This window comes from Mesorhizobium sp. B2-6-2, from assembly GCF_006440615.1.
Lineage (GTDB): Bacteria > Pseudomonadota > Alphaproteobacteria > Rhizobiales > Rhizobiaceae > Mesorhizobium.
Map to the genome: position 1 here is coordinate 240,296 of NZ_VFUG01000006.1, position 12,739 is coordinate 253,034.

Below are 12,739 nucleotides of genomic sequence, written 5' to 3' on the forward strand. Positions count from 1 at the left end.
GCTTACTGAACCAGCACCGAACGCCCGCACGTCGCGCCGGTCACCCGGACGTCGGCCTCGCCGACACGGACGCCAAGCGCCCCGAGAACGTTGTAGACCAGGCTGTCGACCGGCGCGGTCACGCCGTTAAGCAGCGTCGTTACCGCCGGTTTCACCGTGCCGAGCAGGGCGGTCACATTGAGACCTAGCCCCAGCGCATTGATCGAAAGCGACAGGTTGTTGACCAGCGATGTCGTGAGCGACTGCGTCAGGTTCTTCGTCGACACCGTCTTGATCGTCTTGTTGGCGATATCGGTGGCGCTGAAGGTCAGGTTCGTCGGCGCCATATTGGTGACCGAGAAGGCCGACGAGCCTGTCACCTGCAGCAACGGGATGAGCAACAGCCGCAGGTCCGCGATATCGGCGTTGGAGAAGGACTGCGGCTGGGCGAAATCGGCAAAGCCGCTGGCATTACTGTTGGCGAGATGCGCCGAGACGACGCCAGGCTGCGCGGCGATCGAGACATTGATGCTCGACGGCCCGGTCGGGCAGGTTATGTCGGTCAGCTTGCCTTCGGCATAGGCCACTTCGACATTGAGCGGCAGGTGGACGGCGACCAGACTGGTGCCGCCGCCGAGATTGGAATTGCCGACGGTGACATCGGCGTTGAGCTTGATGCGGGTCTGCGCCGTGCGCACCACGGTGCCTGCCTCTCCCACAGCCAGCCAGGCCGAGTTCTGCATCGGCTCGCCGATGGCGATCGCAAGCGTCGTCGATGCCAGCCCCGGTATGGTGGCGCCGAGATTGACCGCGACCTGATTCGTGCCATTGGCCAGAGCGGCAGCCGCGGTGAGCATGCTGAGCGCGCTGGCTGTCACGTTGAGGCCGGCCGGCTTTTGCCCGATGCCGAGATCGCCGACGGAGCCGAGATCGATGAGGGTGCTGAGCGGTATCCTGACCGTATTGGTGGCGCTGGAGGCCATGGTCTGCAGAGCGAGTTTGGCTGTGCGGTCGAGCCCCGGCACATTGGCCATTGCCGTGGCGATCTGGCCGATCGTTGCTTTGGAGGCGAGCACGTCGTTGTAGGAAACGCCGGTCAGATGCAGTTGCGTCGCCAGCGCATCGATGAACGAAAGAACGTCGACATCGGCCGAAACCAGTGAATTGTAGTCCATCACGCTGAGCGAGATGTTGCCGCCGAGAAGGCCGCCGAGAAGCGCGTTGAGAATGCCGCCATTGAGGCTGGCGAGCCGCGAGCCGACCGAAAAAGCCGCCTGCGGCTGCGCGCTGGCGATAGCGGTCGTGCCGAGAGTGGGCGGCGCCATGATCGAGCCGGCGAAATAAAGCGTACCCTGCTTCTTGAGCGTCACCTGGACCGCATTGTAGGGCAGCTTGCCCGCCTCGAAACGGCTGCCGGCGGCAATGGTGCTGACGCCCGTGTAGCGCCCCGGCACGACCTGGACGACGGCCTTGCTGGCGGTCGGCGCCACGGTCGTGCCCTGTTGCTGCACGGCGACCGAGGTGATGCCGTTGTCGCTGAGCGCGGTCAGCACCGCCTGCTGGGCGTTGGTGATGTTCGAGGCCGCGGTGATGGCGGCAAGGTCGACGATCGACTGCGCGGCGCGGCGCTCGTTGTAAAGGGAACCTTCGTCGATCGCGAAGGCGGTCAGCGCGAGCGCCACCGGCGTGCACAGCGCGGTCATGACGGCGAAATTCGCGCTCCGGTCGGCGAGCAGCCTGCGCGTCGCCGCAATCAATCCCCCCTTGGCCCGCATCATATCCCTCCGACGCGGATCGTCGATTGACGTTGGATCGTCGTGCCCGGCAGCGGCAGCGTCCGGAACAGATTCCAGATCGGCAGGTTGCGTGCATCGTAGGTGACCGAGACGACGAACTGGCTGCCGTCGAGGGCGCTGTCTTGCGCGTTGACGGTCAGCTTGTTGGCGTCGACGAACGGATAACCCGAGACATCGTGAGTGATGAAATCGGTAACCAGCGCCTGCCGCTCGGTCTGGTTGAGGCCGGCAATCGCGGTGCGCGCCGCGTCGGCGGCGATCTGCTGCACCGAATGGCTGGCGCCGAAATAAATCCCATACGCAACCATGCCGAGCAGAAGCAGGATGAAGACCGGCGCTAGCATGGCAAATTCGATTGCCGATGTGCCCGTGGCGTCAGCCCGGAAACGAGACCACGGAACAAGTAATTTTCGGTTCTTCAGCATGGCGCGGAGAATGCCAAAGGCCGCCTGCAAAAACAGAAAACAGCTGGAACAACCGGCAGGTGTGCCAAGTTGAAAGCAAGCTCTAAGCTTTAGGGTTCGCTGTTTTAGCGTTATGGCGCTCACTTTGCGTCAAGCAGGCAATGGTTGAAATAAGATTTCGCTCTGTCTAGTCTCCTGCCACCAGCCGCCGGAAGGAACCGGCGGCACGCCTGAAACGGGGCCGTTTCAACGGTTCCGAGGTGTCAAAACTTAAGAAGGCGCGGCTGAGGGGCTGCGCCGACAGGGAGAAACTTCATGCTGAAAGACATGCTGAAGGCGACGGTGTTCGCCACCACATTGGCCTTGGCCGCCGGCACATTCTACACGCCTGCCTTCGCCGAGACCGTCTACAACCGCGGCGCCGCCGCCGAGGCGGAGACGGTCGATCCGCACAAGACGTCGACGGTCTACGAAGCCGATATCATACGCGACCTGTTCCAAGGCCTCGTCATGCATGACCAGAAGACAAATCTCATTCCGGGCGCCGCCGAAAGCTGGACCGTATCGGATGACGGCACCGTCTACACCTTCAAGCTGCGCAAGGACGGCCTGTGGTCGGACGGCACCCCGGTGACGGCCGACGACTTCGTCTTTTCGTTCCATCGACTGGAAGATCCGGCCACCGCTGCAGAATACGCCTCGATGCTCTATCCGGTGAAGGGCGCCGAGGACTTCAACACCAAGAAAGGCAAGGCCGAGGATATGGGCGTGAAGGCGATCGACGCCAACACGCTTGAAGTCACGCTGAAGGCTCCTACGCCCTATTTCCTGGAGATGCTGACCCACCAGGCGACCTATCCGGTCAACAAGGCGTCCATGGACAAGCTCGGCGCCGACTGGATCAAGCCGGGCAAGTTGGTCTCCAATGGCGCCTATACGCTGGCGGAGTGGGTTCCCAACGACCATATGAAATTGGTCAAGAACCCGAAGTTCTGGGACGCCGCGAGCGTCAAGCTCGACGTGGTCAACTATATCCCGACCGAGGATCGCTCGTCGGCGATGAAGCGTTTCGAGGCAGGCGAACTCGACAGCTACGGCGACCTGCCGACCGAGCAGCTCGCCGATCTCAAAACCAAATTCGGCGACCAGGTCCGTGTCGGGCCGTATCTCGGCACTTATTATTACGCGGTCAAGACCGACAAGGCTCCTTGGGACAATGTAGAGTTGCGCAACGCCATCTCGATGGCGATCGACCGCGACTTCCTCGCCGAGAAGGTCTGGCAGAACTCGATGCTGCCCGGATATTCGATGGTGCCCCCGGGCATCGAGGGCTACACGCCGGCACTGGCCAAATACGCCGACATGCCACAGATCGACCGCGAGGATGCGGCCAAGAAGATCCTGGAAAAGCTGGGCTATACACCCGAGCATCCGTTGAAGATGGAGATCCGCTACAACACCTCGGAGAACCATAAGAACACGGCGGTCGCCATCCAGGAACAGCTGAAGCCGCTCGGCGTCGAGGTGACGCTGCTCAACACCGACACCAAGACCCACTACAGCTTCCTCGAGCAGAAGGGCAACTACGACGTCGCCCGTGCCGCCTGGATCGCCGACTACAAGGATCCCGAGACCTTCCTCGGCATCTCGCGCAAGGCGAGCGGCAACAACTACTCGAACTACAACAGCCCTGCCTATGAAGCCGCCATGGACAAGGCGGCTGCCGCAGGCGGCAAGCCCGAGGACCGCATGAAGGACCTCGCCGCAGCCGAGCGCATCCTCGTCGACGACGTCGGCGAGATCCCGCTTCTGTACTACAGCTACCACGACATCGTTTCCTCGAAGCTGCATGGCTTCGACGACAATGTGATGGACATTCATCCGTCCCGCTTCATCTCCAAGGACTGATAAGAAACCTTGGCCGTGCCGCCGCTCTCTTTTTGGGAGCGGCGGTCGCGGTCTGTCGTCGTGCCGGGCCGAAAGTCGGATTGGATTTTCGGGCTGCCCGGTGCGAAGATCAGAGATGCCGGCGCGCCACGGATCTTCGACTGGAGAGCCTGTCGCGCTGGCTGAAGCGGGGCGCCGATGCTGCGTTATGTCTTCCGGCGGCTGTTGACCGCCATCCCGACGCTGTTCGTCATCGTGACGGTGGCGTTTTTCCTGATCCGCGTCGCGCCAGGCGGCCCGTTCAACCAGGAGCGGGGCTTGAGCCCCGAGATCAGGGCCAATCTCGAAGCCCAGTTCGGCCTCAACGATCCGCTCTGGCTGCAATATGTCCACTATCTCGGCAATCTTTTGCGCGGCAGTTTCGGCCCGAGCTACAATTTGCCGGATTTCACCGTCACCGAACTCTTCGCCAAGGGCCTGCCGATCTCGATACAGATCGGCACCTCGGCTCTGGTGCTGGCGCTGCTGCTGGGCTCGATCCTGGGCACCATCGCCGCGCTCAACCAGAACAAGATAGGCGATTATTCAGTGATCGCCTTGGCCACGGCAGGCAGCACCATCCCGACCTTCGTCATCGCGCCCGTGATCCAGCTCGTCTTCGGGCTGTCCTGGAAGCTGTTGCCGATCGGCGGCTGGGGCGATGGCGCCTTGATCAACAAGGTTGGTCCGGTGCTGACGCTGGCCTTGCCGCAGATCGCCATCGTCGCCCGACTGATGCGCGGCTCCATGATCGAGAGCCTGCGTTCGCACCATATCCGCACCGCCCGCGCGCTCGGCCTGTCCGACTGGTCGGTGGTGGTCAAGCACGCGCTGCGCGGCGCCGTGCTGCCGATTGTCTCCTTCACCGGCCCGGCGGCGGCCGCGCTGTTGACCGGCTCGATCATCGTCGAGACGATCTTCTCCATACCCGGAGTCGGCCGCTACTTCGTCGATGCAGCCCTCAACCGGGACTACACGCTTGTCATGGGAACCGTGGTGGTGATCGCGCTCTTCACCATCGTCTTCAACCTGATCGTCGACCTGCTCTATGCGGTCGTCGATCCGAGGGTGCGCTATGACTGACCTCGCCGTCGCCGTACCCGAGCCGATCGTCGGCCGCTCGCTCTGGGGCAATGCCTGGGCGCGGCTCAAACGCAACCGCGCCGCGATGCTCAGCCTCTATTACCTGGCCTTCATCGCCATCATCAGCATTTGCGGTCCGTGGGTCGTGCCGCATGCATACACCACCATCTATGGCGACTATGTGCGCATGCCGCCGAGCTTTTCGGCCTATCCGAAACCCGACATGATCCAGGGTGCGCTGGGCGACGCCATCAAGCGCATGCGCGCCGACATCAAGGAATGGCATCAGGACGGCAATCGCGTCATCGTCACCGTCACCTCGACCAAGCCGATCGACGACCGCAACATCCGCTATCTCGACCGCTCCGACGCCTTCGACGACACCAGGATCGACAACAAGTCGCCCGACGGCCTCGAAGTGACGATGAGCTCGGCCGTGAAGCAGCAATATTTCTTCTTCGGCACCGACAACACCGGCCGCGACCTGCTTTCGCGCACGCTGATGGCTGGACGCATCTCTTTGGCCATCGGCCTGCTCGCCGGCGTCGTCGCCGGCGTCATCGGCGTCATCTACGGCGCGACCGCGGGATTCTCCGGCGGCAAGGTCGACGAGGTGATGATGCGCATCGTCGACGTGCTCTATTCGCTGCCGTTCATCTTCTTCGTCATCATGCTGGTGGTGTTTTTCGGCCGCAACTTCGTGCTGATGTTTCTAGCGGTTGGCGCTGTGTTGTGGCTCGACATGGCGCGCATCGTGCGCGGCCAGGCGCTGTCGATCCGCAGGCAGGAATATGTCCAGGCGGCGGAGGCCATGGGCGTCGGCCAGCGCGGCATCCTGTTGCGCCATGTCATCCCCAACCTGCTTGGCCCGGTCGTCATCTACATGACGCTCTTGGTGCCGCAGGTCATCATCCTGGAGAGCTTCTTGTCCTTCCTCGGTCTGGGCGTGCAGGAGCCTATGACCAGCTGGGGCGTGCTGATCTCGGTCGGCGCCAAGAACATCGGCTACGCCAACTGGCTGCTTCTGTTCCCGGCCTTCTTCCTCGTCTCGACGCTGTTCGCCCTGAATTTCGTCGGCGACGGCCTGCGCGACGCGCTTGACCCCAAGGATCGCTGAGATGACTGCTTCCGAAACGATCCTCAGCGTCAAGGACCTGCGCGTCCGCTTCCAGACCCTCGACGGCACGGTCGAGGCGGTCAAGGGCATCAACATCAAGGTCAATGCCGGCGAGACGGTCGCCGTCGTCGGCGAATCCGGTTCCGGCAAGAGCCAGACGATGATGGCGGCGATGAGCCTGCTTTCTTCCAATGGCGAGGCGACCGGCCAGGTCGACTACCGCGGTCGCAATCTCCTGACGATGTCAAAGAGCGAGCTGAACCAGGTGCGCGGCCGGAAGATCAGCATGATCTTCCAGGAGCCGATGACCTCGCTCGACCCGCTCTACACCATCGGCAACCAGCTGATCGAGCCGATCCGCCGGCATCGCGGGCTCTCCGCGGCGGCCGCGCGGGAGGAAGCGCTGAAGCTCCTGAGGCTGGTGCACATCCCCGATCCCGAACGGCGGATGAAATCCTATCCGCACGAGATGTCGGGCGGCCAGCGCCAGCGCGTCATGATCGCGATGGCCTTGGCCAACGATCCGGACATCCTGATCGCCGACGAACCGACGACGGCGCTCGACGTCACCATCCAGGCGCAGATTCTGATGCTGCTTGCCGAACTGCAGCGCAAGCTCGGCATGGCCATCGTCTTCATCACCCACGACCTCGGCATCGTGCGCCGCTTCGCCGACCGCGTCTATGTCATGCGCCTGGGCGAGGTGGTGGAGGAGGGCGATGCCGAAGCGCTCTTCGCCAATCCGCAGCATGCCTACACGAAGATGCTGCTAGCGGCCGAGCCGACGGGCGCCAAGGCGGCGCCGCCCGCCAGTGCGCCGGTGCTGCTCGAAGGCCGCAATGTCGAAGTCGTCTTCAAGATCGGCGGCGGCTTCCTTGGCGGCGAGCCGCTGATGCTGCGCGCGGTGGACAGGATCTCGATCCGGCTGAAGCGTAACCAGACGATCGGCATCGTCGGCGAGTCCGGTTCAGGCAAGTCGACGCTTGGCCGCGCGCTGCTCAGGCTCTTGCCCAGCGACGGCGTGATCCGCTTTGGCGACCGCGACATTTCGGACGCGGACCGCCAGGCGATGCGGCCGCTCAGGCGCGAATTGCAGCTGGTCTTCCAGGATCCGTTCGGCTCGTTGTCGCCCCGCATGACCGTCGGCCAAGTGATCACCGAGGGACTTTTGGTGCACGAGCCCTCATTGACCGGCAAGCAGCGCGACCAGCGCGCCGTCGAGGCGTTGCGCGAGGTCGGCCTCGATCCCAATGCGCGCAACCGCTACCCGCACGAGTTCTCCGGCGGCCAACGCCAGCGCATCGCCATTGCCCGCGCCATGATCCTGAAGCCGAAAGTGGTGGTGCTCGACGAGCCGACCTCGGCGCTCGACCGTTCCGTGCAGAAGCAGATCGTCGAGCTGTTGCGCAAGCTTCAAGCCGACCACGAGCTGTCCTACCTCTTCATCAGCCATGACCTCGCGGTGGTGCGCGCCATGGCCGACTACATCATCGTCATGAAGCAGGGAAAGATTGTCGAGGAAGGTCCGACGCAAGAAATCTTCGACAATCCGCGCGAAGCCTACACCCAGACGCTGATGAACGCCGCGATCGATACGGCACGGTTCCGTATGAGCGCTTAAAGCTGGGTAAGCTTAGCCTCGCTCGCCTCACGGCGAGGATGGGCACCTCTGCCTCCGCGTCGCGACGATCACCTGCTGCTGTTGCTGCAGCCTGTCGATCCGCGCGGTTTCGCGATTGGCGACCGCCGTCTTCACGCGCTCGCCGCCGAGCAGCCATGTCGGCACGCTGGTGTTGGCGACCTTGCCGCGAGCGATTGCGGTGCGTGAAATATCGGTCGCGGTTTCGCCGACCGCATTGTTGAGCTCGGGGCAGTTCATTTTGTCGTATTTCGCCGGGCTGATCGACGCGGTGGTCGATGAGCAACCTGCCAGAAGCAGCGTCGCGATCGAAATGGCCATAAACTTGAACGTCATTCCCTCAATTAGCCGCTCTGCGGCTCCGCCTCAACAGTCCCATCCTCACGCTGCCTTACGCGGCCATGCAGCGCCTCAACAGATCGACGAGAAGCTGCATCGCGAGGTCGCCTGAACGCCAGGAGAACGCCCAAAGTCTCAGGTGAGACGTGAGACGGTCTCACGGTGGTCCCATGTTCTCTGCTTGTTCCCATCACCGAAGCGGCGCAAACCGTTGTGGCGCAAGGCTTTCAGGGGATTTCTCGGGAGCTTGAAACTGGTCGGAGTGGCAGGATTTGAACCTGCGACCCCCTCGTCCCGAACGAGGTGCGCTACCAGACTGCGCTACACTCCGTGACCAGACCGCGGGCTTATAGCTGCCGCTTTCCGATCCTGCAAGCGGCAATGGCAGTCCTTCTGTCGCATTTCCTCTCTTTCGCGGAGCTTGCCCGAATGGCGTAGGATTTGGTTGTGAGGTAAAGGTGGGCTTAAAGGCTTTTGTCGTAAGTCCGACCCATGGGAGCCGGACTTTTGACAGGGTCGTTCATGAGCCAGCGCATCGTCAGTTTCGTCATGAGCGGCGGCGTCGGTTCGCGGCTGTGGCCGCTATCGCGCGAGGACAACCCCAAGCAGTTCCACGACTTCTCCGGCGACGGCTCGATGCTTGCCAAGACTTTGCGCCGGCTGGCGGCACGCCCGCAAGGCGAGACGCCGATCTTCCTGATCGCCGCGGAGCGTCATGCCGAGCGCGTCCATGCCGACCTTGCCGGTATCGATCTGGCCGGCGGCGGACCGCTGTTCGAGCCGACGGGCCGCAACACGGCCGCCGCCGTGGCGCTGGCCAGCCTGCGCACGCTCTCCGAATATGGCGACGAGCTGGTGCTGGTGGTGCCGTCGGATCACGAGATATCGACGCCGGGCCAGTTCTGGCAAAGCATCGAGGCGGGCGCGGGCGCGGCAAATGCCGGCCGGCTCGTGGTGTTCGGCCTCAAGCCGACCCAGCCCGAGACCGGCTATGGCTATATCGAGGTCGGCGCAGGCCAGGACGGCGTCTTCGACGTCTCGCGCTTCGTCGAGAAGCCGGATCTCGCCACAGCGCAAGCCTATGTCGACGCCGGCAGCTTCTACTGGAACACCGGCATCTTCCTGTTCCGCGCCGGCGCCATGCGCGACGCCTTCGCGGCCCATGAGCCGACAATCTGGCAGGCGACGGAAACCGCCTACAAGGCTGCGACCAGCGATCTGTCCGGTCTCTACATGCCGCTGGAACTCTATTCCGCTATCCGCTCGACCTCGATCGACTACGCCATCATGGAACGCGCGAAAGACATCGCCATGGTGCCCGCCGGTTTCCGCTGGAACGATCTCGGCTCCTGGCAGTCGCTGCTCGATGTCGGCCCGTCCGACAAGGGCGGCAACGTCATCGTTGGAGACGTCGTCGCCATCGATTGCGAGAACTCCTATATCCGCAGCGAGGGTCGGCTGCTGTCGGCCATCGGCATGAAGGACGTGGCGATCGTCTCCACGGCCGATGCCACCTTCGTCGCGCCGGTCAGCCACAGCCAGCACGTCAAGAAGATCGTCGAGCAACTGGAGAAATCCGGCCGGCTCGAAACAAGGTTCACGCCGGCGCATGACCGCGTCATCGAGAGCGGCGCCTGGCGGCGGCGCGTGCGCCACTGGCTGTTCGAGGAGACGCTGCCGCTGTGGTCGACGCTTGGCGTCGACGAACGCCATGGCGGCTTCCACGAGGCGCTGGGCTTCGACGCCGCGCCGCTGATGAAACCCAAGCGCATGCGCACGCAGGCGCGTCAGGTCTATGCCTTCGCGGTCGCCAAGGAGCGCGGCTGGGACGGCCCGGCCGACCGGCTGATCGCGCACGGCATCGACTTCATGGCGGGGCAGGGCCGCACCGATCGCGGCGGCTGGGTGCGCACGCTCAACATCGACGGCTCGGTCGCCGATCCGGTCGAGGATGCCTACGACCATTCCTGCGTGCTTCTGGCGCTCGCCCACGCCCATATGTCGGGCCATCCCGACGCGTTGCGGCTCGCAGGAGAGACATTCGCCTTCCTCGACGCGCATCTGGAAGATGACCGCCTGACCGGCTTTCTGGAAACCTCCGACGGCGCGGAGGAACGGCGCTCCAATCCGCACATGCATCTGCTCGAGGCCTTCCTCGCCTGGCACAAGGCGACGGGCGAGCGCGCCTATCTGCGCCGCGCGGCACGCATCATCGATCTTTTCCGCAGCCATTTCTTCGATGCCGAAAGCTGGACACTGGGTGAATATTTCGACGACGGCTGGAAGCCGGCGGCGGGCGAGAAGCGGAGCTGGACCGAGCCTGGCCATCACTTCGAATGGGCCTCGCTGCTGGTCGATTTCGCGGCTCGCAGCGGCCAGGGCGAACTCACCGCCTTCGCGCGCAAGCTCTATGCCTCGGCCGTTGCCAACGGCCTCAACCGCGCCACCGGCCTCGCCTATGGCGCGGTCTCGCGCCAGGGACTGCCGCTCGACACGGTCTCGCGAAGCTGGCCGCAGGCCGAGGCGATCAAGGCGGCGATCGCGCTCGACGGCTCGGGCGGGCCGGACCTCAAGCCCGAGATCGAAGCGCGCGTCGGCCGCCTGTTCCGCTGGCACATAGACCCGGCGCCGCTCGGCTTGTGGATCGACCGCATCGACGAGCGCGGCCGCTCGCTGGCGACCGACGTGCCGGCCAGCATCTTCTACCACCTGGTCTGCGCGCTGACGCAGTATCTGGACGGAACGGCGGAGAAGGGGTAGCGGAAGAGATCGCAAGTCTCATTCCTTCGCGCCCCCTCTGTCCTGCCGGACATCTCCCCCACGAGGGGGGAGATTGGCCATTTCTCCGCTGGCGCTTTTCCTGCGGCAATGGCGATTGGCGAAAGCGGTGGCGGCATCTGATCTCCCCCCATGTGGGGGAGATGTCCGGCAGGACAGAGGGGGGCGCTGTCCCGCCGACTTTCGTGATCTGTCAATCCCTCAATACGGGCTCGCCACGTCCCCCGTCTCGACATAAACCGCCTTCAGCTGCGAATAATGCGCCAGCGCCGCCAGCGAATTCTCGCGGCCGATGCCGGACTGCTTGACGCCGCCGAAGGGCATTTCCACAGGCGTCAGATTGTAGGCGTTGATCCAGCAGGTGCCGGCCTGCAATTCGGCGATGACGCGATGCGCGCGCGGCAGGTCGCGCGTGAACACGCCCGCCGCCAGCCCGAATTCGGTGTCGTTGGCGCGCTCGATCACCTCGTCCTCGCTGTCGAATTTGAGCACGCTCATCACCGGTCCGAAAATCTCCTCGCGCGCGATCCGCATGGTGTCGGCGACATTGGTGAACACCGTCGGCTCGACGAAGAAACCGCCTTCGAAACCCTGCAGCGACGGTAAATTGCCGCCGCAGGCTAGGCTGGCGCCATCCTGCTTGCCGGCTTCGATATAGGACACGACCTTGTCCTGCTGCGCCTTGTTGACCAGCGGACCCATCTGCGTTTCCGGATCGAGCGGATCGCCGATGCGGATCTTCTTGGTGCGCTCGACAAGCCGCTCGACGAAGCGGTCGTGCAGGCCCTTCTGCACGAAGACGCGCGTGCCGTTCGAGCAGATCTGGCCGGTAGAGTAAAAGTTGCCGAGCATGGCGCCGCCGATGGCGTTCTCGAGATCGGCGTCGTCGAAGACGATCAGCGGCGACTTGCCGCCGAGCTCCATCGTCGCGTGCTTCATCTTCGAGCCGGCAAGCGACAGCACCTTGCGGCCGGTCGGCACCGAGCCGGTCACTGAGACCTTGGCCACGACATCGTGGCCGATAAGGCCGGCGCCGACATCGCCATAGCCTTGCACGACATTGAACAGCCCGTCGGGCAGGCCGGCCTCTGAATAGATCTCGGCCAGCGCCAGCGCCGAAAGCGGCGTGTTCTCCGACGGCTTGAACACCATGGCATTGCCCATGGCCAAAGCCGGCGCCGACTTCCAGCCGGCGATCTGGATCGGATAGTTCCAGGCGCCGATGCCGACGCAGACGCCGAGCGGCTCGCGGCGCGTATAGGCGAAGGGCCCGCCGAGATCGATCATCTCGCCATTGAAGGCGGCGACGGCTCCGGCGAAATATTCCAGGCAGTCGGCGGCCGAAGGGGCGTCGGCCACCAGCGTTTCCTGGATCGCCTTGCCGGTGTCGAGCGTCTCGATGCGGGCCAGATCGGCATTGCGCGCGCGCAGAATGTCGGCAGCGCGGCGCAGGATGCGGCCGCGTTCGACGGGCTTCAACCGTGCCCAGGCAGGCTGCGCGGCCCGGGCGGCTTCGATCGCCAGCTCCAGCACATTCGGCGTTGCCGAATGCAGCGTGGCGATGATCTCGCCGGTGGCCGGATAGATCACCGGCAGTGGCGCGCCGCCTTCGTCCTCGACGTAGCGGCCGTTGACATAGTGCGATGCCGTTGGCTGGGCGCGCATGGCTTTCTCCGGA

The 12,739-nt window shown here is 64.0% G+C and carries 9 protein-coding genes and 1 tRNA gene; 5 read left to right on the forward strand and 5 right to left on the reverse strand.

The window, feature by feature from the left end; genetic code table 11:
- Positions 1-2 precede the first annotated feature (2 nt).
- Positions 3-1,757, reverse strand: a complete 1,755-nt coding sequence (locus FJ419_RS15560) for a TadG family pilus assembly protein (protein ID WP_140694650.1) — start codon at positions 1,755-1,757, stop codon at positions 3-5.
- Positions 1,754-2,200: a TadE/TadG family type IV pilus assembly protein gene (locus FJ419_RS15565; protein WP_140694843.1), complete on the reverse strand. Its 447-nt coding sequence runs from the start codon at positions 2,198-2,200 to the stop codon at positions 1,754-1,756. Before FJ419_RS15565 ends, FJ419_RS15560 begins: the two co-directional genes overlap by 4 nt.
- Before the next feature lie 294 nt (positions 2,201-2,494).
- Between FJ419_RS15565 and FJ419_RS15570 the strand changes: the two genes are divergently transcribed.
- From FJ419_RS15570 to FJ419_RS15585, 4 genes are all read left to right on the forward strand, one after another.
- On the forward strand, positions 2,495-4,087 hold the full coding sequence (locus FJ419_RS15570; protein ID WP_140541605.1) for a peptide ABC transporter substrate-binding protein: 1,593 nt from the start codon (positions 2,495-2,497) through the stop codon (positions 4,085-4,087).
- Between the two features lie 177 nt (positions 4,088-4,264).
- Positions 4,265-5,188: an ABC transporter permease subunit gene (locus FJ419_RS15575; RefSeq protein ID WP_140541606.1), complete on the forward strand. Its 924-nt coding sequence runs from the start codon at positions 4,265-4,267 to the stop codon at positions 5,186-5,188.
- Positions 5,181-6,305: an ABC transporter permease subunit gene (locus FJ419_RS15580; RefSeq protein ID WP_140694653.1), complete on the forward strand. Its 1,125-nt coding sequence runs from the start codon at positions 5,181-5,183 to the stop codon at positions 6,303-6,305. Before FJ419_RS15575 ends, FJ419_RS15580 begins: the two co-directional genes overlap by 8 nt.
- A gap of 1 nt (position 6,306) precedes the next feature.
- The gene (locus FJ419_RS15585; protein WP_140635160.1) at positions 6,307-7,926 is read left to right on the forward strand and encodes an ABC transporter ATP-binding protein; all 1,620 of its coding nucleotides are present in this window, start codon (positions 6,307-6,309) and stop codon (positions 7,924-7,926) included.
- 27 nt (positions 7,927-7,953) lie between these two features.
- On the opposite strand, the gene FJ419_RS15590 is transcribed toward FJ419_RS15585, so the two are convergent.
- Both FJ419_RS15590 and FJ419_RS15595 read right to left on the reverse strand, forming a co-directional pair.
- Positions 7,954-8,280: a hypothetical protein gene (locus FJ419_RS15590; RefSeq protein ID WP_140694656.1), complete on the reverse strand. Its 327-nt coding sequence runs from the start codon at positions 8,278-8,280 to the stop codon at positions 7,954-7,956.
- 257 nt (positions 8,281-8,537) lie between these two features.
- Positions 8,538-8,614 (reverse strand) — tRNA-Pro (locus FJ419_RS15595).
- Positions 8,615-8,805: 191 nt separating this feature from the next.
- On the opposite strand from FJ419_RS15595, the gene FJ419_RS15600 reads away from it, so the two are divergent.
- The gene (locus tag FJ419_RS15600; protein ID WP_140694659.1) at positions 8,806-11,043 is read left to right on the forward strand and encodes an AGE family epimerase/isomerase; all 2,238 of its coding nucleotides are present in this window, start codon (positions 8,806-8,808) and stop codon (positions 11,041-11,043) included.
- A gap of 219 nt (positions 11,044-11,262) precedes the next feature.
- On the opposite strand, the gene betB is transcribed toward FJ419_RS15600, so the two are convergent.
- Positions 11,263-12,726 (reverse strand): betaine-aldehyde dehydrogenase, encoded by a 1,464-nt coding sequence (gene betB, locus FJ419_RS15610; RefSeq protein ID WP_140694662.1) that lies wholly within the window; start codon positions 12,724-12,726, stop codon positions 11,263-11,265.
- Between the last annotated feature and the right edge of the window lie 13 nt (positions 12,727-12,739).